Source organism: Bacteroides xylanisolvens, assembly GCF_018289135.1.
In the GTDB taxonomy this organism is placed as follows: Bacteria; Bacteroidota; Bacteroidia; order Bacteroidales; family Bacteroidaceae; genus Bacteroides; species Bacteroides xylanisolvens.
Genome location: NZ_CP072216.1, coordinates 6318667 through 6340476, shown reverse-complemented (window position 1 = coordinate 6340476; position 21810 = coordinate 6318667). Strand labels below are relative to the sequence as shown.

The window sequence follows — 21810 nt, the reverse complement described above, 5'->3', positions numbered from 1 at the left end:
TCCTTTTTTAATAATACTTAGACAGTAGCTTTAAGACACGCAGTATTTCTGCTACATTCATCGCGAACGATACTGCGCCACGTCCTTTGAAGGGCGGGTTCCCATCAAACAACTCGGGAATGGAACCAACGCAGTGGCTTGTCATCTCATCATCATAACTAATCAGCTGACGTTCAACGAATGACAACCCGCTCATCTTATAAATTCGAAGATAAGCTTCCAGATAGAATCCCATCAACCAAGGCCAAGCAGTTCCCTGATGATAAGCATAATCCCGTTGTATCTGCGGACCTACATAGTTCGGATTATATCCACCGCTCTTCGGACTCAACGAACGAATTCCTTTCGGAGTGAGCAGCTCTTTGGTCACAATATCGAGCACCTGTTTCTTTTGCGCACGATCCAAAGGAGAATAATCAAACGCTACGGTAAATATCATATTAGGACGTACACTCCAGTCCATCATATTACCGTCTACGTAATCAAGCAAATAACCATATTCATTACGGAATACCTCGACAAAAGATTTTCCTGTCACTTCTGCCTGTGCATCAAGTTCATCTGCCAAGTACACATCACCACCTTCACGCACCAAATCAGCGATAAAACGCAGTGCATTATACCATAACGCATTAAATTCAACAATATATCCAGTACGAGGAATCACCGGATGCCCGTTCACAGTAGAATTCATCCATGTAATCGCTTTATCCGTACCATTGGCAAAAAGTAATCCATTGTCATGCAAGAAAAGATTCTCATGTCTTCGCTGACGGATAAACTCCATAATATCTTTCAGAAGCTCTCCATATTTCTGACGGCATTGTTCGCGGGAAGTCTCTTTGGCATATTGCTGCATAGCCCAGACAGCCCAAAGCAAAACGTCAGGATGCTCCATTTCATAAATTTTGTATCCAACAGGTTCTTCATTAATAAAATTACGAATCGCCTTTTCCGCCGTTTTCATCACATCCTCAAACTGGTCGATCTCATCAAGCGCAAGCGTCAATCCAGGCAAGGCGATAAACATATCACGAGCACGGCATTTAAACCACGGATAACCGGCAAGAATATAATGTTCATCTTCCTGTTGGTTATGGAACTGATGAGCGGAATTTTTCAGACAGTGGTAAAAGCTATCACGTGGGGTACGATCAGCTACTTCAGCCTCAAATGTTTGTTTCAGTCTACGAGGAGTTACTTCTGAAGTTCCGGCAGAGAATACAATACTCTCTCCTTTCTTTATATCCACTTCGAAATAACCGGGAACATAAAGGTCTTCATTGAAGTCATATCCACGTTCCTGTTCTTTGGGGTATTCAATCCCCCGATACCAGTCGGGCATGAAATGAAATTCACACTTTTTATTCAACTGCATATAAAGTTCCGGATAACCGGGATACATACAGGTTTTAATACCATTTTCCACCAGTTGATACTCGCGGCTTGCCTGTGGGGTTTCGTGAGTGTACTCACGTACACTTCTGAAAGCAAGGAACGGCCGGAAGCGCAGGGTTGTAGCCGAATGCGCATCAAGTAAAGTATAACGAATCAGGATTCTATTTTCATGATGTACAAAGATTTTTTCTTTGCGGAGGATTACACCTCCGACACGGTAAGTTGTTGCCGGGATATGCTCACAGTCAAACTCACGGATATACTTGTGTCCGTTAGGACTAAAGTTGTTTCCCTGATATTTGTGCAACCCCAAGTTAAACTCCGCACCGTGTTGAATTACCGTTTCATCAAGAGAAGATAGCAGCACATGATTTTCATCGTCGAGATTGGGAACTGGAATTACCAACAGGCCGTGATATTTGCGTGTGTTACAATCAACAATCGTCGTACAATGATAAGCTCCTGCTTTGTTCGTCCGGAGGATTTCTCTCTGAAGAGATTCTTCCAGATTCGTCATGAGGGTCTTGTCAAATCGTAAATAACTCATAGTTGTGCATTATTAAAGGTTAATTATTGGTCATTATATCGTATATCTATTTATTGTTACATACCGTGTATATTGGCTGTAGCAGCATATACAATAGGTATAACGCCCAAATGTACAAATTATAGATAAAAACAAAAATAAAAAGGCTTTTTATTTTCAGATTTTGTGCAAATATTCGTAGTATTGCGTAAAATATCTAAAGAAAAGAATGTCATGAAGCAAGATATTCAGCGTATCATGCTGGCTGCAGCAAAGCCTTTGTTCCTTATTTTTATTCTCTATATACTCAAGATTATGGAAGTCGGAATGGACTGGGACTTCTCTCGCTTGGGGGTATATCCTATGGAGAAACGGGGACTGACCGGCATTTTAACCCATCCGCTGATACACAGCGGGTTCAGTCATTTATTAGCAAATACAATCCCTTTATTCTTCTTGTCATGGTGTCTTTTTTACTTTTACCGGGGAATAGCCGGTAAAATTTTTATTCTCATTTGGCTCGGAAGCGGACTACTTACTTTCCTGATCGGAAAACCGGGATGGCACATCGGTGCCAGCGGACTGATCTATGGCTTTGCCTTCTTTCTCTTTTTCAGTGGTATTCTCCGCAAATATGTTCCACTCATTGCCATCTCTTTACTTGTCACCTTTTTATATGGAGGAATTATATGGCATATGTTTCCTTATTTCTCCCCTACCAATATGTCATGGGAAGGACATCTTAGCGGAGGAATTATGGGAACGCTCTGCGCTTTCGTTTTCGTAAATCACGGACCGCAACGGCCGGAACCTTTTGCAGATGAAACGGAAGAGGAAAATAATGAAGAAGAGAAGGGAAAAAGCCCTTAAAGGGCTGAAATAGCAGAGTAAACAGACCACATTTAATTTATCAAATAAAAGTAAAGCTGTCAAAAGCCTGTTTTACTATCTGATTGATTAGAGACAAAATATCCCAAACATAGTAAATCCAAACTTCTGACAGCCTCAAAAAGCTTCTGCCCTACCAAAGGAAGCAGATAAAGAATCTTTTATTCCAAAGGAATCCACTTATACTCTCCAAGCAACTTAGCAGAATATTTGCCTGTCAAATCAGGTATATTAGTATCATCCTCCACTGTTGCATCAAACTCCCATCCACAAACTAAATCATCTTCCTGTCCTGTAACCCTAATTTCCTCATTCATCAGCTTTTTAATTTCTCCCTGTGACTTGGCAGATTTCCAAAGATGGAAATGTTTGATATATCCAGATAGTTTCCAGTCATTTGTCATACCAAGATTCCCCCCCATATGTCTAAAAGCAATCATAGATGTTCCCAAATCATTCGGATTATAAGGATTACCATCAAGCCCTGTCGCCTGATCCTTCAATTCGCCATTCATATACACTTTTACAACAATAGGTTTTCCTTCTGAATTAACATCTCCATCAACTCCTTTCTCGTTAATAACTGCTGCAAAATGAACCCATTTCTCTGTCGTACTGAAATCAATGCCAGGTTCCAACAATCCCCAATTATCCATTCCCAACGACATACGTAGTCTCTTATTATCAAAGTTATTAATTACCCATCCTTTTCTATAATGTCCGGTACCATCTTCGATAAAGACATCCACCACACTACCAAAACCGGAAGTATATTTCAACTTCACCCACAACTCAACAGTGAAAACTTGTTCACCAGTATTACCAAACTTAGAATAGTTCTCACTTGCTCCAAAATCAATATACCCGTCATTTTGTCCGTCTACATACAATTCTGCAGCTACAGAAACATATTCTATAATCACAGTTGCTTTAAAATCCTCCATCGCTTTTTTAGCAGCCTGAATCAATTCATCCACTTTCTCCTGTGAAGGATTAGTCTCTTCTCCGTTTTCAATTTGCCGGATGCTCTTTTTTATCTGGATTAATACCAGTTCAAGTATATCCCTGCTCTCTTCCGGATACATTCCCGTCTTATTTCCATACTGCGATCCATCCCTCAATGTTTCCAGCTGATTTTGATAATCAGTCAGTTGGCTTATAAAAGCTACTGTGTCTACCTTTAGCACATTATCGTCGTCATCAGAACAAGAAATAGAACATACTGATATAAACAATGCACATAGCATTATTAACAACATCTTTACTTTTGTGACTTTTTTCATGGTTTATTTTTTATTAATAAATATGATTACTGTTTGCTTTCTCTAAATTTCCCAACCCAGTACGCAGTGCGGGTGAGATAATAATCAGGTTCACGGTTCTCATAATCCAAATAAGTAAACTCGGAACTTGTGTAAGGCACAGCCGGTTCTATCTGGCTCCCTTCATGCCATTCATTAAAGGAGGTAATAGAAATAGCCGAAACCCCAGCTTCAATGGCCTTTCGATACATAGCGTCATAATACTGCCCATCCGTTCTAGTCCGGATTACCGAACCATTCCAAGGACGTATACGTGTGTCTATATATCCGGGACCCACACTTGGAATAAATATCTTACCATTTTCCTTTGCCCATTTTTGCATACTTACCCAATTAGTCGGGGTAGAACCATACGTGAACCCGGTAGCTGCAAAATATGTATAGAAACCATCAAAATGAGCATTCAAAATAAAAGGCCGTTGCACTGTCGGACTAGAAGTCCATAATCCAATCATCAAAGCATCATAGGCTGTATTTCTGATTGTAATGGAACCACCAGGACTTAATAACTTTTCCCATTCACTAGGTTCGATTAAATAAGAGTCATAAATAAAAAACAAAGGTTTGCCATCCTTTCTGTAGAAGGCCGGGTGATTTCCATACCTCGTTATCAATTTAACTATGTTCTCCCGGAGATTCTGCACATTTCTGCTGGGATATGGCTCCAAGTGAAAACATACTTTTATTTTTTTCTTATCTGCTGCATCCAGTATAAGACCGATTCTCTTGGCTTCAGTCTCATCCTGTTCATTCCACCAGGTAAGTGCCAGCACTCCGGTACGCGCCATAACAAACATATCCATATGTTTGGTCAAAATATTAGGATCACTACTACTATATCTTCCTAATTGAGGATAAAAATTACTGGCTATACTCTCCTGTGTACCCGGAATGGTCCCCGGATTCTGACCGGATCCACCATTAGGATCGGGTGCTATAGCATGGGCCCAATGTCTATATTGACCGTCAATAGCCTCACTTCCATACCAATCATAATAAAAGCAGAAAGTATCATAATCCAACTCTGTACCTAAATTATTATTTCCTCCGTTATTCTCCGAATTAGAAGGATTATTATCATCTTCTTTGCTACAACTTTCCAATGAAAGTGACAAGAAAAAAATCATCATAAAAAAGAGTCTCTGCATCATAATTGATTTAATTTTAATTATTCATATTCTTTATTTTCTCATTTCAAATGAAGGGGGGACAGACTGGTCTTGAGACGCCCACTCCTTATTGGGATAGGCCCCCATCGTTACTTCTAATTTATTTCCCTTCATCAGTTCCTCATGACTAAACCAAGATTTATCCCATTCCACTCCATCCAGCTTAACCGATTGAATGTATTTATGTTTCGGCGAATAATTATGGCAATATACTTCAAAGGTTTTGTCATCACTCAACTGAATTTTTGCCCGTTCAAACACCGGACTTCCAATGACATATATAGGTAATCCTGGCGTAACCGGATAAAAACCCAGCTGCGAGAAGACAATAAATGCACTCATGCCACCACCATCCTCATCTCCCGGCATTCCCATCAAATCATTTCTAAACCATTCCTCCAGTAATGCCCTAATCTTTTTCTGGGTCATCCAGGGTTTATTGGCATAGTTATATAAGTAAGGAATATGTAAACAAGGTTCATTTGCCATAGAAAACTGTCCGACATTACCTGTATGATCAGGAAAACGCGAGAAAAATTCATACTTGCTTTTTCCTAAAGGAGTATCAAACATCTTTTCCAGCTCATCAACAAACGCCTCTTTCCCTCCCATCAGTTTGATAAGATCCGCTACATTATGGGGGACATCCCAACGATAAACCCATCCATTATTTTCGCCATAATAATCCCTTCCACCCATTCCACCGGAATAACGATAATCAAACGGAGTGATAAAATTTCCTTCACTATCTTTAGGATGAAAAAATTTTGTTTCTGCATTAAACAATTGATGATAGTTCAAACTTCTTTGCAAAAAGTAATTGTAATCCTCTTTATTATCCAGCAGTCTGGCTATTTGTGCCAGACACCATTCATCGTACACTGTACCTAATGTCACAGCAACAGCTTGCCTTTTCTCAAAACTATGTACTTCGGAAACAACTTCCTCTTCACCAGAAGCTAACGCCGGAAAATATCCGTTTGACACATAAAAAGAATCTAGCTTTCCGGCTTCCATATCCGACCACGGTGCTAATGTCTTTTCAGTGATAGCATTTCTACAAGCACGATATGCTTCCTTTAAATCGAAATCCGTAATTCCTTTTACATAAGCGTCAAGTACAGTAGCCACCCCATGATTTGAATTCATCCGTCGGCTATCACCTGTTATCTCCGGAAAAGTAGGCATCCAAAAATGTTTCATCTGACCAGCCATCCGGATAAAAGACTGAATCATATATTTCTCGCGTTCCGGTTCCAGTAATATTCTCAATGGATGGGTAGCTCTATACGTATCCCAGATCCAATCATCAGTATAAAAAGGAACACCGCTATCCTGATGAACCTGATTGTCAAAAGCACTATAATACTGTCCATCTTCAGAAAGACAAACCATTCGTTCATATGTTCTGTATAAAGAAGTATAGAATATAGTCTTACTATCCTCACAGTTTCCCTTTACCTGAATCTTTCCAAGAGCATCATTCCAAATAGTTCTACCTGTTCGTGTAAGAGTTTCCAAATCCTTTCCAGCCACTTCGCGTTCCATATTTTTTTTCGCCTGATCTACACTTATAAAAGAGATTCCATAACGAAGATTAATCCTTTTATCATTCTCTGGAAATTTCATTACGACAGTATTTCCTTCTTCCGTTTGTAAAGGAACCACGTCCGTTTCCAGATAAAGATACACTCTTGTCTCATAGGAACCGATTTGCTGATAACCAAAAACTTTGTTTTTCTCTACATGCAACTCTCCATTTGTCGCCCCGATCAAAAGCCCAGGTTGCCCTGCCCGGAAATCTAATTGATATAAAGCCGACTGATGAGAAGGGACATATTTTACCTCTATATCATAGTCACTCAAAAAAACACTGTAATAATAAGGCTTGATCTTTTCATTATCGTAATTATACAATATAAAAGAAGACCTACTACCCTTCTCTAAACTATCACAAAAGCTATTGAACGGATTGATAGAGAAGGCCGAATTTCCTCTATGACTTGTCACTATCACAGGTAATCCCTTCAATTTATTACTTGTATAATCCTCCCTTTGAGGATATATTCGTAACATACTGTTAGGTAAATGGACAGTCGGATAAGTCGGTACCAACAAGTGACTAATATTTCCCATATATGGATTTACGTAACCAACAGGAGCTTTTATCTCCACACATCCTCCAAACGAGAAAAGCGGTAACAACAAAAACAGTCTGTATGCAAGGCAATCTTGTATTTTTCTTTTCATAAATGTCCTATTCCTTTATAAGTCGATTTCTACTGCAGGAGAATAATTATATTTAGCTTCCGACGTACTGCTCAATGCTCCGATTCTGAAAAAATAACTATGTTCCCGTTCAATTCCAGTAGTCTGGCTCAAATCCATGCTCAATTCGTACTCCGTCAAAGGTGATACAGCAGTATTTATTTCACTACTCACTTTAGCTGTCTGGATATTACTACTTACATGGGACTCTGTATGTGCAAATAGAGCGATTGTCTTTACCGGATCTACCGTATATTGCTGTAAACTGAATTTTGCTACTACTTTATTACCTTTATATCTAATATCAGGATTCACGATACGTATGTAAGGCAGAACCTCAAACACCTTATAATTCTTTCCTTTATTAATTCTAAAATCAATCGTATCTTGAGGAATATAATTCCCCTTATTCAGAATTATTTTGTAATCGCCCGCAAACATGAGATTATTTTGGAATGTTCCGTCATTTTTAACAGCCATTGCCTGAACAGGAGGATTGTCCCATCCGAGTTCAATAAAATAAATCTGCGAACCTCTGATTATCTCTTGCTCCACCAACTCACCTGTCTCCATATCCCGGATTTCCCCACCGAATGTAGCATTTGGGGCTATATCCAGATTGTCCTTTTCACATGCTACAAAACATATGGAAAAGAATATTATTGTCAATAAATAAAAAGTTGCTTTCATATTTTCTGTCTTTAAAGTAAAGTTTTGATATATCAAGGATTCTGAACAAGTCCGTTGCTACCGGTACCAGGAATATCCTGATAGTACCAGGAATAATCAAACGAATGTTTGTTCACTCCAGGAGCATCCATGCGTACAAAGATGTATTTAGGAGTTTCTCCTCTTAAATCGAGGAACGGAACTAAGGACTTCTTTATTCGGTTCTCATATTCCTTATGAAATATCCTCCAACGAATCAGATCCCATCTGCGTCTATTCTCAAAAGCAAATTCAACAAAACGCTCTTTACGTACATTCTCTATTGTTAATGGAATTTCGTCTTTGTGTGCAGCTCGCTTTCTAACAGCATTAAGCGCTTTTTTTCCTTTTTTCAGCTGTTCACCCGTTGCAGACGAATGTTCTATGGATGCTTCCGCATAATTCATCAGAATCTCAGCATAACGAAATTCGATCCAGTCTGTAAATCCCTTATTCCACTCAGAAGTCACGTCTTTACTTTCCTGCAAGAATTTGCGAAGAAGAAAACCAGAACGGGTGTAGTTACCACCAACAGAACTAAATCCCGAATACATTTTCTGATCCTGCGCACCAAACGAATAGTAGGTCTTTCCATCTTTCCCCTGAGTACTGGCATCTGTTCTGAACACATAACTTCCATCGGGACGAATAAATCCTCCCTGAATAATGATTTTCTGTCCTTTCCATTGCGTACCCGGAAGAATCATAGTAGCCCACATACGAATATCCTTATCATTGAATATTTCATAAGGAGCATCCATTGGATAAGAATAATAGTTAGCATTTCTGTCAAAACCAGAAAAAATTTCATTATTATCCACACGAGTACGGATAGGCTTACTTAATCCTTGCCCGTCATCCGTATAATCTTCATAAATATCGGCCAGATCTAACGAAGGATTCATACGTCCCGGATGCGGCCAGCCGTTTGCTACCTGATTAGGACGATACCAAATATCATAATTGTGTGCAAGTTGGGTACCAGATGTATATCCTTTAATAAAAATAGGTTCCTTCGTTCCATTCAATACACTGTTTGGATCCTCAAACAGTTTTTTATAATTTACGATAGCTTCGTCTCTGCTTTGAGGCTCTGCACCATATAAACCATACAACCCACTCTTCATTATTTCATCAGACGACTGCATACAGATTTCATAATAACGATCTGCTTCCGAAGCATCAATACCCACAAGTTTCTGTTCTACAGCCGGCCCCGACAGACCCACATAAGGCTCATGAGTATATTTGGCAATCGAAGCTGCATATAAAGCTGCCCGAGACTTCAGTGCCAATGCAATCCATTTATTAGCACGACGAGTATCTTCTGAAGACTCACTTAGTTTCCGGATAGCGTCATCACAATCGCTCAAGATAAAATCCCATGTATCCTTTTCTGTGCTGCGGGGCACTTTCAATTCTTCTACATCTCCATTATACACCTGAACTTTCTTGATAATCGAAACTCCACCATACCGCTTTGCCAAAGCAAAATATGTATATGCACGTAGAAAAGCAGCTTCACCCTCCAATAATGTTTTTTTATTATTGGAAGTATTCAACGTAGGAATCGTTTCCAACAGGTTATTAATATCCCTTATCAATGTGTAAATACCAACAGAAGCATTATACAAACCTTTATCATCCGTATATCTTTCCCAAAAATTAAATCCTTCACTTCCCCATTCGTCGAATTCAGAATGCATCGCTTCGTCACAGTACATAGCAGCAGCCCGTCCACCATTATTCGGATCAGTATTCCCAATTCCCAAATTAAAGCCCTTATCAATCGCATAAGAGAAGTCCTCGATAGGAAGACGGCCGTAAAGATTTGCCATGTGCATCGCAATCCCCTCTTCAGTAGTCAGGACTTTGTCTGCAACCACCTTATTATTAGGCTCTATATCCAGAATATCCGTACATCCTGCAAAAAGAAGAGCCATATTCAGCAATAGTATAATCTTATATTTCATAATCTATCAGAAATTAGCAGTAAAACCAATATTAAAACTTTTAGTCAGAGGATAATTCATTCCAGCACTATAAGAGCCTTCCACCTTTTCCGGATCAAACGCTTTCACAAAAGAATCACAGAAGGTTAAAAGATTATAGCCATTAATATAGAATCGTATATTACTAATACCACTCTTTCTCAAAATACTGTCTGGCAATGTATAACCCAGTTCCAAAGTTTTGAGTCTTAAATAAGAAGCATCACGACGCCAGATATTACTCTCTTTATACATAGCTCCAGTATCCTGTATTAAACGGGTAGCAGGCCATTTCCCGGCAACCCATTTACTATTCGGATTGTAAGGGTCTTCTTTGCGCCATCTGTCATAGAAATAGGCTGGAGTATTCGCTCCTTTTGACCACAGTACCTCGGCATAAACCTCTGAAAACTGGACAGTATACATTCCCGCTCCCTGAAGCAAAGCGTAGATATCGAAATTTTTCCAAGAAGCCTCCAAATTAAAGCCATAATGAATCAGTGGAGTACCTGACCAAAAGAGAGGCATTCTATCATTATCATCGATAATACCGTCACCATTAGCATCTACATAACGGTAATCCCCCGGCAGTTCCTTGCTATTTCCCAACTCTCCATCCTGAACAGGAGCATATTTTATTTCCTCTGTAGTCTGGAATTGCCCATTAGTTTGATACCCCCATGTGAAATCATTCCAACGTCCGGAAGACTGATTTCTCCAACGATCCATGCTACTGGTGAAAGGTCCTCTTTCTACATGCTCCATCCGGGTGCGGGCTAAGTTCATATTCGCTTTGACGCTATAAGAAAAATTTCTGATCTTATTAGTATGCCCGAGCGTTATGTCAATACCCCTCGTCAAATCACTATTCAAATTTTCCTGTGGCAGTTGCGAACCAAATGTATTAGGTAATGCCACCACTCTTGTAGCTAACAATCCGCTTCTTTTTCTTTGGTATAAGTCGAACTCCAAAGAGAATAATCCTTTGAATATAGAAAGATCGAATCCTATATCAAGTAACTTAGCTTTATACCAAGTTAAATTCGTATTCGTAATAGAGGGAGCAGAAATGCCCGAAGTGGTAGTTCCGTCATTAAATTCATAAATACCAACATTAAGATTATACCCCGACACATATTGGAACGGATCACCTGCATCCTGTCCGGACTCCCCGTATGAAGCCCTAATCTTCAGATTATCAAGAAAGCCCAACTTTTCCTTCAAAAACTTCTCTTCCGACAAACGCCAACCAATAGACCCCATAGGGAAAAAAGCCCATCTGCTACCAGGAGCATAGCGGTAAGAACCATCATTTCTGAATCCTAATTCTAATAAATACCTTCCTTTGTAATCATAGTTAAACCGACCGACATACGAGATAAAAGCCTGTTCGTTGGACATCCCCCCTGAAACAGCATCTTTCAATCCGGCATAATCTACTTCATCATAAGTCAATAAATCAAACTTACGTTCTATATTCGACCAATCGCTTTTTTCCTGTCTCCTTTCATAAACCAATGTAGCACTTACATTATGTGTATCATTAAACAACCTATTGTAACTGATTTGTGCTTGCATGTCAAGCCTGCTCGCTTCGTTATTATTCACTTGTATCATAGAAGGATTATTGTATTCATTCTCTATATATTCATCCGTTTCGATAGCGTATGTATAAGTAGAAAACTTCTTTCTCAATCCTTTATGTTTATTGTGATTATAATCATAGCCTAATTGCCCTTGTATAGATAATCCCTGCACAAACGGTACTTCATATTTTAAAGTGAATGTCGATTGAAAGTTTTTATTATAATAATAATGATAACCTGTCATATCCGCATCCGCCAAAGCAATGGGATTAATTCCCATACTTTGAGTTGCCAAATAGTCCGGATTGTTATTGGCATACGCAGGCACAGTCGGCACATTCACACGGGTCTGCTTGAAGATCTCATAGAAAGAGTTCCATGGCTGGCTGGTCTTATCATATCTACCTGCCAAATTAACTCCTGCGGTCAATCCTCTAGCTATTTTTATATCAGTATTCGAACGAAAAGTAAATTTCTCATATCCCAAATCACCGGATTTCAACAACCCTTCATCAGATGCATAGCTAAAACTACCAAAGTATGAGACAATATCCGAACCTCCTTGCAAGGACAAAGTATATTGCTGTTGAATAGAACTATTCTTAATCACATGATCGTATAAATCAGTACTGGCATATCCAGAAGCACCCGTCTTCCATAATTCCAGTTCTTCTTTTGTAACCAATGGATTACCTTCTCCTAATATTGCAGCATCATTTCTAAGCTCCATATATTGAGCTGCGTTTGCCATCCTAGGAATATTAGTCGGTTTAGACCATCCCCAATTAGCCGACAAGGATATTTTCGCTTTTCCTTTATATCCTTTTTTTGTTGTTACAACAATGGCTCCATTAGCCGAATTCATACCATAAATAGCTGCAGTACCATCTTTCAGGAAAGAAATGCTTTCTATATCATCCGGATTAAGACGCTGAAACTCATTAGCCCCATCTCTGACAATCCCATCAATAATGAAAAGCGGAGTACCCAAACCACGGATATTGATATCGGAACGAAATTGTCCCGGTTCACCGTCATTCTGCCGTATCTTCAATCCCGAGACTTTCCCTTCAAGTGATTGTGCCAGACTGGTAGCTTTCGTTTTAATAATCTCATCATTTTTAATATTAGAAATAGCACCCGTCAAACTCTCTTTTTTCTGAACTCCATAACCTACCACTACCACTTCATCCAACGCCTGTGTATCTTCCAGCAATTTGATAACTAAAGACCGCATATCAGACACTTTTATTTTTTGAGTGCGGTAACCAAGAAAACTAATAGTTAATTCCGTCCCGACAGGAACCTCAATGGAAAAATCTCCATTCATATTAGAGATAGTTCCCTTCCCGACCACAGAAGATTGAATACTGGCTCCAATAATCGGTTCGCTGGCGTTGTCTATAACTTTACCCGTTATCAGGTTACTTTGGGCAAGAACAGAAACTGAGAACAGTAAGTCTCCCATCATCACAAGAAAGAACCTTAAATGCACATTCCAGTGCTTCTCTTTGCAAATGCGTGCTTTCATAAATTATAAATTAAGTTGATATATTGTTCAATCAATCATCTATTATAGAGCACTATGAATCATGAACCTACTCAAGAGGTATCAGTACACTTCATAACTCGATAGATTTGCGATTAATTGGTACTGCGAAAGTATATGAGAGGCATTATCACAACATTAATTTCATATTAATAATATGATTTTTCTTATCACATTCCATATAAGTACCTGATAAACAAAGAGAAAAAAATAGAAATATTTTGCCCTCTTATGAAGAAAATAAAAGAACCCGAAAGCAATAAAGCCACTTCCGGGAAATCATTAATGCACTTTTAATGCAAAATTTATTTCATTCAAAAAATAAATTCCACCTATCAGCTCTCACAAATCACATCATCGTATGTAAATTCGGGAGAAGTATTCAATAAACGGTTATAATCAGCACAATACTTATCAAAACATTGTTTAGCAAGTCCTTTTTGTCCAGACAGAAATAACGCCCTGCACTTTATACGAATAGCATCTTCATCCGTACAGTCATGCATCAGTATAATATCCGCTATTTTCAGCAATAGTTTGTTGTCTTTCCCAATCTCTTCACGAACACTGATAGAAAGAAGTAGTTCTATAACGTTATGAGAATACTCCGATTTATATTCATCCACCCATTCCGTACTTACATTAGGCAGCAACACCCCCAAAGATGCCAACTCTACAAAGTTGACAATCATTTCTTTATTAGAAGAATTATAGAATTCAAAAGCATTTAAGATCTGGCATACCTGATGATAATCACATAGGGTATCTTCACCCATATCAATATACCAATAATCATTTTTATTAACAATCTGTACTTCCCCGACCGTCTCAAGAATTAGCCGAAGTTTACGGATATTAACCCTACGGTTGTTGGCTGCACTCGTTTTACTCATATCAAACCAAAAAGTCTCTTCCAATCTTTGTGAAGTTGTTCCCTTTCCACCTTTGATGGAGTTTAGCAATAGGAAAAGAAAAAGTAATTTAAGAGTAGGCGTAAATTCACCTGTTATATTATTCCCTTGTTTATCAAAGACCTGAAAACCACCAAGAAGTAAAATTGCAGATATTTTTCTGTTAGATGGCTTAGCAATCTCTTGTTCTCCATATTCCACTTTGGAAATAGTCATCGAAACTCCAGTTGTTTTACTTTTCTTTTTCTTGTAGACATATACAATAACGAAGAAGAAGAATACCAGACATATTAAAATGCTTCCATAGATAACCCATGTAGAAAAATGACAATCTTTGTTCTTTTCCATATAAATCTCATCTGACGATAAAGGAGGATATACTAAAGAATATACATCTAAAACTGCCTCACCCGGTATCTTCTCCTGAACAACAAAAGCATACAACATCTGGTCTTGATAGAGAAATAAATCACAATAAGACTTAATATCCAGAAAATCATATTCGATAGAATCACTTACTATTTTGGATTGTGGATTTGAGGTACAAATATCAAAACTGCACAAGTTGAGATTGGTATGGAAACGATCATTATTATAAACCAAAGCATACAACTTATCAGCGACAGTATCTATTATCATTGAATTACTAAACGTAAAATGCTCGCCTTCATTAAAAAAAGACCACACTTTAGAACATGATTTATCCCGGATATTCAACCGATAAAGATCATAGTAATTCTGTGGAGACTCTTCCTGCTTTCCTGAACGGCTTCCATACCCGCCCATTATAAGAATGTGGTCTTTATCTTCAATGCCCATAGCACTTAAATACCGAGGAGTGATACAGGAATCCAAAGAAATAATTTGCCATTGATCTCCGTCATTCAAACCTTTTTCCACAAAATCTGCATTATAAGTATGGCGTCCATATCCTCCAAAAAGGATCAAATGATTGGTTTCCGGATCTATCATACGATTATGATGCTGTCTGGAGTCCACTTCCCACGTAGAAGGAATCGACCATTCATGCGTGGCAAAATTATATTTGCTTAAAAGAGGATGTTCAGTAGAATAGGAAATCAACTCGTCAGTAGCAGCAGAATAAATAACCTGTCTGGATACTCCAAAATAAGGTTCTCCTTTTTCAACTGATAGAGTATCTACCTGTTTATTATCGACATGGTAGACCAATACCTTCTCTTTTAGTACCATAAATATCCTACCACCTATACTATCATAAGCTAATTGAAGATTTTGACATTGAAACTTCTTACTATCAAATTTCAGGGATTTCTCTTTCTGCCAGTTATAATGTCTATCTATTTCCCAAATGCCATTTTGAACAATTGCACGTTGAGCCTCTACTTCATCCATTGTTTCTCCTTTTCTGTTATGCAAGGCCAGCTTCCAGCATCGTATTATTCTACCATCCTGATTATACAATTCAATGTTACGCAAACTAACGGGAGGAACATCGGTCGTATAATACTTTGGATGCCTATTGCTTCCAAATAAGAAACTTAGACTGTTAAAGTCTTTAAAAGAATGACGCATCATTTGAGTAGCCTCATTCACCGAAATCTTAATCCCCTGTTCTGTGAAATCAAGCCTTATCTTAATCCACTCATCCTTTACTATTTGAGTACTGTCTATAAAATCCACATTCTCAACAATCGAACTACCTTTGTTCAATATAAAATTGAATTTGGATCGTAGTTGATAAGATATAAAATCCAAGCAAGAAGAAGTATCGTCGGAGATTATTCTAAACACATATCCATAAGTATGCAATTCCTCTCTCAACTTAATGTCAAAACTAAGCGAGAACTTATTACCCAGATGCAGACTTCTATCCGGAGTCAGATCAAGACTTGTTCTTTGATCCTGATTAACAGTATGTGCTTTGAAGGTAAGTCCATAACGATAATTGGACAATATAGTAGTATTTGCATAGCCCCATTGCAATGTTACAAACAAGCAGAAAATGAGAAGGCTGATCAACAAATATCGTTTTTGTTTCATTGTTCCGTGATTTTTTCTTTTTACTTATATACAATAAGGTTAACTTAATAACAGAGGTCTTTTCATGACAAACAAGAAATTCCCATCTATCTGCAACTATGACAGGAGACGTTCAAGTAATGCAAAGACACATATTAAATATTTATCTACATCCAATATACCCATATCCAGCCCCCCTATCATGATTTTCCGGCCCTACTTACGCCTCTCCACCCAGTATCAGGGATGGTTTATTTTCCATAATACCCGGATCTGGGCACATAAATCGGTTGAAAACGAGTTCCTATATTCTCTATTTTACCTTGTTCTTTCAAACGTTGTATATGACGCGATGCCATAATTTGAGTAAACTGGCAAATGGATTGTAAATTACGCCGAATCAAGACTTGGTGAGTAGTGAAAAACTCCGTCAAACGCCGATCAATTTCTTCCTCTGAAAGGACAGCCGAATGGCACTTCCATTTCGAACGTTGTATATGCATGTCATATAATTCACCTTTGAGTTCTTTATCCGCCTGAAAACGAATAGCTTTGAAAGAAACTTTATCAGAACGTGTCTTAACATCATATACCGGTTCTGTAGTCTGCAACGTCACCTGAAAATATCCTATCCCTTTCAAATGTACACGTTCACCATTTTTAAGATGAGAGCTCATGAAATGACTTAATGACATCAGAACGCCTTCAACCTCTGCCTCACCGAACGTTGTAGCTCTATGAATTTCAGCTGCCAAATATTCAGTACTCACAGAATTGAAGTTAACAACTCGGGGATGATATTGCTCTTCCTCTCCTTCTTCTCCCGTTCCAGGATTCTTATAAAACTCAAATTGTACTGCCATCTTTACGGTTATATATTAGTTTCTCCTTCATAAGGACACCGACATCCTCACCATTTCTCACCAACATCCTTGTAGTTTATTACCAACAGGGCAGACGCATTAAAAATTATTGTTCTGTAAAAGTTGTGACAAATATTTTTCATCCCATCCGGCTTTTAGTCTTTTCAGATTCATACTTCCTTTTGTTGTTTTATCCTTCTTTAGTATGGTAAGTGCCATCTTTGTTGCCACCGAAAAGTTTCTGGCTGCATTTTTCACCTTTTTACTGTAGTCTTCTCGAAAGGTAACATCCAATTGCCAATGAAGATTATTCTCAATAGACCAATGCTGTCTGATGGCAGATGCAATCTCCTCCGGTTTGGTATTATCAAGTGAAGTTACATAGTATCTGACCTCTTGAGTATATTCTCCTGTTGCTACTATTGTTCTCTCCGACTTTATCCCTACAATAGACTTCAACCCCACAAGTTTCTTCTTAAACATTTTCTCCATTATAGAACCATAACTGACTACAGTACAGGTTCTTTTCTCAACTCTTCCATGTCCGGTATTTTCCGACACATGCCTGGTGACTCTATTGATTATTTCATCTCTATCCTGATAATCGTCAATAATTTGTTTAGCTAGTTGATAATTTTTTTTCTTATTCTCCTTTATAGCTATAATATAATTTGCATCACGCTCAATAATGGTCTGGGTTATATCTTTCTGGCATCCCATCGCGTCAATTGTAACAATACAACCACTTAGTTCCAAAGAGTTAATCAACAATGGAATAGCTGTGATTTCATTGCTTTTATCATCTACTTTTACCTGACCTAAAGAAATTCCATTAACGGCAGACCAGGCGGAAACCATCCATAATTTGAATCCTTCTTTTCCCGTAGTATGCTCTCCATCACATTGGCTTGGACCACGCATGAGCTTGCCATCTATAGCTACAACGCCTTTCACCTCCTGACAAACTTGTTTTACCCAATTACGAAAGATCAACTCAAAATACTCGGGCTTTATTATACTGAAGAATCTATTAAAAGTATCATGACTAGGGATGAACTCCAGGTCAGGTATGCGACTTTTGAAAAAAGCAATTTTCGCATTGCCAAATTCCTCAATCTCATTCCAAGACTGGGCGCCACAGATTACAGCAGCAATGGATATATAGATAATAGTTTCCATTTTATGTACTTTTTTGCGGTTCATCCTAGGATCTTCTATTTGTTTACAAAGGTCAATTATGCCAATTTTCATGTTAGTTTATGTTTTATAATATCTTATAAAGATAAGGAAAATAATCGACATATACAATAGATAATACACTAATAGTCAATAATATAAAAATAAAATACAAGTTGTAAGATAGTAAAAAATATAATGCGTCGACCCTGTTATTACCAACATCAGTAACCTCTCACTAAAATGATGAGACATTATCACCCGAATGAGAAGCCCTTTTCACCTCGATGACAAGCTCTTCTCACCCTAGTGAAAAGTATAAGTAAAATCGTCAAATATACAAAAATAACAAGTAGAAAACAAGTAAAGATTAGATTATTAATCAAGACCGATGCAACGCTTCAATCAATAACGTTATATTGGCCGTAAACAACCTTACAGAAATAGCCAATAAGATGATACCAAAAAACTTACGAATAATATAGATACCACCTTTTCCCAAGAAACGTTCTACACGACCAGTCATACTCACTACAAAGTAAACCCAAATCATGTTCAATACTAAAGCTATAATGATATTAACACTGGCATATTCCGCCCGAAGAGAAAGCAAAGTAGTAAAAGCTCCGGCACCTGCCAACAAAGGAAAGACAAGCGGCACCAAAGTAGCTTCTTTGATAGGACCCTGATTTTTGAAAATCTCAATATCCAAAATCATCTCCAAAGACATGAGGAAGATAACAAACGCACCGGCAACTGCAAACGATTCGATATCTACATGGAAGAGTTTCAGCATCATATCTCCCGCATAGAAAAATCCGATCAGCAAAACAAAAGAGATGACGGTAGCTTTCATTGCATTCACATCTTTCCCCTTTTCTTTCAGGTTAATTATAATAGGTATAGAGCCGATAATGTCTATCACGGCAAAAAGTACGATAAACGCACTAACCATCTGTTGCCAATTGAAGCCTGCAAACATAATTTCCTCCTTTTTTTTCTGCAAATATACTCTATTTTTATACATTCAAACAATAAAAAAAACAAAAAGAAGGGTCAGATATTGACAGCCGTGTTGTATTATGAGTAAATTTGTACGATTAACAAGAGATTACAACATATGGAAACAATGTTCGACACTTTGCTCCAATTGCCTTTATTTCAAGGTCTTTGTCATGAAGATTTCACAAGTATTCTGGATAAGGTCAAGCTACACTTTATCAAGCATAAAGTAGGAGAAACTATCATTGAGAGTGGTAGTCCGTGTAAACAACTCTGCTTCCTGTTAAAAGGCGAGGTTTCTATTGTCACAAATTCCAAAGAAAATATATACACCGTCATTGAACAGATGGAAGCACCTTACCTGCTGGAACCACAGTCGCTGTTTGGCATGAACACTCATTACACTTCTGCTTATGTGGCACATACAGAAGCGCATACTGTCAGTATCAGCAAAGCATTTGTACTTAGCGATCTGTTCAAATATGAAATATTCCGGCTCAACTATATGAATATCGTAAGTAACCGGGCACAAAATCTTTACTCCCGCTTATGGGAAGAGCCGACACAGGATTTAACAGAGAAAATCATTCGCTTTTTTCTGTTGCATTGTGAAAAGATTCAGGGAGAAAAGATATTCAAAATGAAGATGGACGATCTTGCCCGCTACTTAGATGACACCCGGCTGAATACTTCAAAAGCACTCAATGAGCTACAAGACAAAGGATTATTAGAATTACGCCGGAAAGAGATTCTTATTCCGGATGCACAGAAGCTGGTAAGCGAATAGATACGGACTGGCTCATTATAAAAAGACCTATTCATCATAAAAATAGCCTCAACAGGAATTCCTATTGAGGCTATTTTTAGATTATAAAGTGTTATTATTCCCACTCAATGGTTGCTGGTGGTTTAGAACTGATATCATAGGTTACACGGTTCACTCCCTTCACCTTATTAATAATATCATTCGATACCTTACCCATAAATTCATAAGGCAGATGCGCCCAGTCGGCTGTCATGGCATCTGTAGATGTCACAGCACGTAAAGCAACTGCTCTTTCGTACGTACGTTCATCTCCCATCACGCCTACAGACTGTACGGGCAACAAGATAACTCCTGCCTGCCATACCTGGTCATACAATCCCCAGTCACGCAATCCCTGAATAAAGATATCATCAGCATCCTGCAGAATACGTACTTTTTCAGGAGTAATATCACCCAGAATACGCACTGCCAGCCCCGGTCCCGGGAACGGATGGCGGGTAATCAGATGTTCCGGCATACCCAACTCACGACCTACCCGACGAACTTCATCCTTAAACAACAAACGAAGTGGCTCACACAATTTCAGATTCATCTTTTCAGGAAGTCCACCTACATTATGATGGCTCTTTATCACTGTACCCGTGATAGACAATGACTCGATGCAATCCGGATAGATTGTACCTTGAGCCAGCCATTTCACGTCTTTGATCTTATGAGCTTCTACATCGAACACATCGATGAAACCCTTACCTATAATCTTGCGTTTAGCTTCCGGTTCGGCCACACCAGCCAGTTCCGTAAAGAACTTTTCGCTGGCATCAACGCCAATCACATTCAGGCCGAGACATTCGTAGTCCTTCATCACATTCTTGAACTCATTCTTACGCAGCATACCATGATCTACAAAGATACAAGTCAAGTTCTTGCCAATAGCTTTATTCAGCAGCACTGCCGCAACCGATGAATCGACTCCACCACTCAAACCGAGAACAACCTTATCATCACCCAACTGTTCTTTCAGTTCGGCAACCGTGCTCTCAATAAAAGAAGCCGGCGACCAATCTTGCTTGCAGCCGCAAACATCTACCACAAAGTTCTTCAGGATTTGAGTTCCGTCTTCACTATGGAATACTTCCGGATGGAACTGGACACCCCATACCTGCTCCCCTTCTATCTGATAAGCAGCAATCTCTACTTTATCTGTTGAAGCTATTTTCTTGAAATTATCAGGAATAGCAGTAATCGTATCTCCATGACTCATCCACACCTGCGACTCCTCACGCACTCCTTTAAACAGTACATTATCTTTGCAGAAAGAAGCCAAATGAGCACGTCCATACTCACGCGTTCCGGCCGGTTCCACTTTTCCGCCATTGGTGTATGACAGATACTGTGCACCATAACAAATACCCAATATCGGATATTTACCACGAATTTCACTCAAATCTACTTTGAAAGCATCTTTATCGTAAACCGAAAAAGGGCTTCCGGAGAGAATGACTCCTTTAATAGTCGGGTCTTCTTTAGGAAACTTGTTATAAGGAACGATTTCACAATACGTATCCAATTCACGTACACGGCGGCCTATAAGCTGTGTTGTCTGCGAACCGAAATCAAGAATTATTATTTTTTCCTGCATATCAATGGTTGGATTTTGAATAAATTGAGTTGCAAAAGTAGAAAAAA

The 21810-nt window shown here is 38.6% G+C and carries 14 protein-coding genes; 2 read left to right on the top strand and 12 right to left on the bottom strand.

Annotated features, from left to right (window positions below; all coding sequences use genetic code 11):
• Positions 1 to 7: 7 nt before the first annotated feature.
• A complete protein-coding gene (locus INE92_RS25690) occupies positions 8 to 1945 on the bottom strand; it encodes a glycogen debranching enzyme N-terminal domain-containing protein (RefSeq protein ID WP_211421272.1) in 1938 nt (645 codons plus the stop codon).
• Between the two features lie 213 nt (positions 1946 to 2158).
• On the opposite strand from INE92_RS25690, the gene INE92_RS25685 reads away from it, so the two are divergent.
• Positions 2159 to 2794: a rhomboid family intramembrane serine protease gene (locus tag INE92_RS25685; RefSeq protein ID WP_032851259.1), complete on the top strand. Its 636-nt coding sequence runs from the start codon at positions 2159 to 2161 to the stop codon at positions 2792 to 2794.
• Between the two features lie 179 nt (positions 2795 to 2973).
• Here INE92_RS25685 and INE92_RS25680 read toward each other — a convergent pair whose 3' ends face one another.
• From INE92_RS25680 to INE92_RS25635, 10 genes are all read right to left on the bottom strand, one after another.
• A complete protein-coding gene (locus INE92_RS25680) occupies positions 2974 to 4095 on the bottom strand; it encodes a DUF4972 domain-containing protein (RefSeq protein ID WP_004316715.1) in 1122 nt (373 codons plus the stop codon).
• A gap of 26 nt (positions 4096 to 4121) precedes the next feature.
• The gene (locus INE92_RS25675) at positions 4122 to 5285 is read right to left on the bottom strand and encodes a glycoside hydrolase family 99 protein (RefSeq protein ID WP_004316718.1); all 1164 of its coding nucleotides are present in this window, start codon (positions 5283 to 5285) and stop codon (positions 4122 to 4124) included.
• Positions 5286 to 5315: 30 nt separating this feature from the next.
• Positions 5316 to 7553 carry a GH92 family glycosyl hydrolase gene (locus INE92_RS25670; RefSeq protein WP_015532463.1) on the bottom strand — a complete coding sequence of 746 codons (2238 nt, stop codon included), beginning with the start codon at positions 7551 to 7553 and terminating at the stop codon, positions 5316 to 5318.
• Between the two features lie 15 nt (positions 7554 to 7568).
• Positions 7569 to 8261, bottom strand: a complete 693-nt coding sequence (locus INE92_RS25665; protein ID WP_004316720.1) for a DUF3823 domain-containing protein — start codon at positions 8259 to 8261, stop codon at positions 7569 to 7571.
• A gap of 32 nt (positions 8262 to 8293) precedes the next feature.
• Complete coding sequence (locus INE92_RS25660; protein WP_008645635.1) at positions 8294 to 10252, bottom strand: RagB/SusD family nutrient uptake outer membrane protein; 1959 nt, start codon at positions 10250 to 10252, stop codon at positions 8294 to 8296.
• 6 nt (positions 10253 to 10258) lie between these two features.
• Positions 10259 to 13387: a SusC/RagA family TonB-linked outer membrane protein gene (locus INE92_RS25655; protein ID WP_055235841.1), complete on the bottom strand. Its 3129-nt coding sequence runs from the start codon at positions 13385 to 13387 to the stop codon at positions 10259 to 10261.
• Between the two features lie 353 nt (positions 13388 to 13740).
• Positions 13741 to 16338 (bottom strand): hypothetical protein, encoded by a 2598-nt coding sequence (locus tag INE92_RS25650; protein WP_141408925.1) that lies wholly within the window; start codon positions 16336 to 16338, stop codon positions 13741 to 13743.
• A 230-nt stretch (positions 16339 to 16568) separates the two neighbouring features.
• A complete protein-coding gene (locus INE92_RS25645; RefSeq protein ID WP_004316725.1) occupies positions 16569 to 17180 on the bottom strand; it encodes an HU family DNA-binding protein in 612 nt (203 codons plus the stop codon).
• 99 nt (positions 17181 to 17279) lie between these two features.
• Positions 17280 to 18431 (bottom strand): ISAs1 family transposase, encoded by a 1152-nt coding sequence (locus INE92_RS25640; protein ID WP_008018700.1) that lies wholly within the window; start codon positions 18429 to 18431, stop codon positions 17280 to 17282.
• A gap of 307 nt (positions 18432 to 18738) precedes the next feature.
• A complete protein-coding gene (locus INE92_RS25635) occupies positions 18739 to 19338 on the bottom strand; it encodes a MarC family protein (RefSeq protein WP_004316176.1) in 600 nt (199 codons plus the stop codon).
• Between the two features lie 138 nt (positions 19339 to 19476).
• Between INE92_RS25635 and INE92_RS25630 the strand changes: the two genes are divergently transcribed.
• Complete coding sequence (locus tag INE92_RS25630; RefSeq protein ID WP_004316175.1) at positions 19477 to 20145, top strand: Crp/Fnr family transcriptional regulator; 669 nt, start codon at positions 19477 to 19479, stop codon at positions 20143 to 20145.
• A gap of 94 nt (positions 20146 to 20239) precedes the next feature.
• On the opposite strand, the gene guaA is transcribed toward INE92_RS25630, so the two are convergent.
• On the bottom strand, positions 20240 to 21763 hold the full coding sequence (gene guaA / locus INE92_RS25625; protein WP_015532441.1) for a glutamine-hydrolyzing GMP synthase: 1524 nt from the start codon (positions 21761 to 21763) through the stop codon (positions 20240 to 20242).
• Positions 21764 to 21810: the final 47 nt, after the last annotated feature.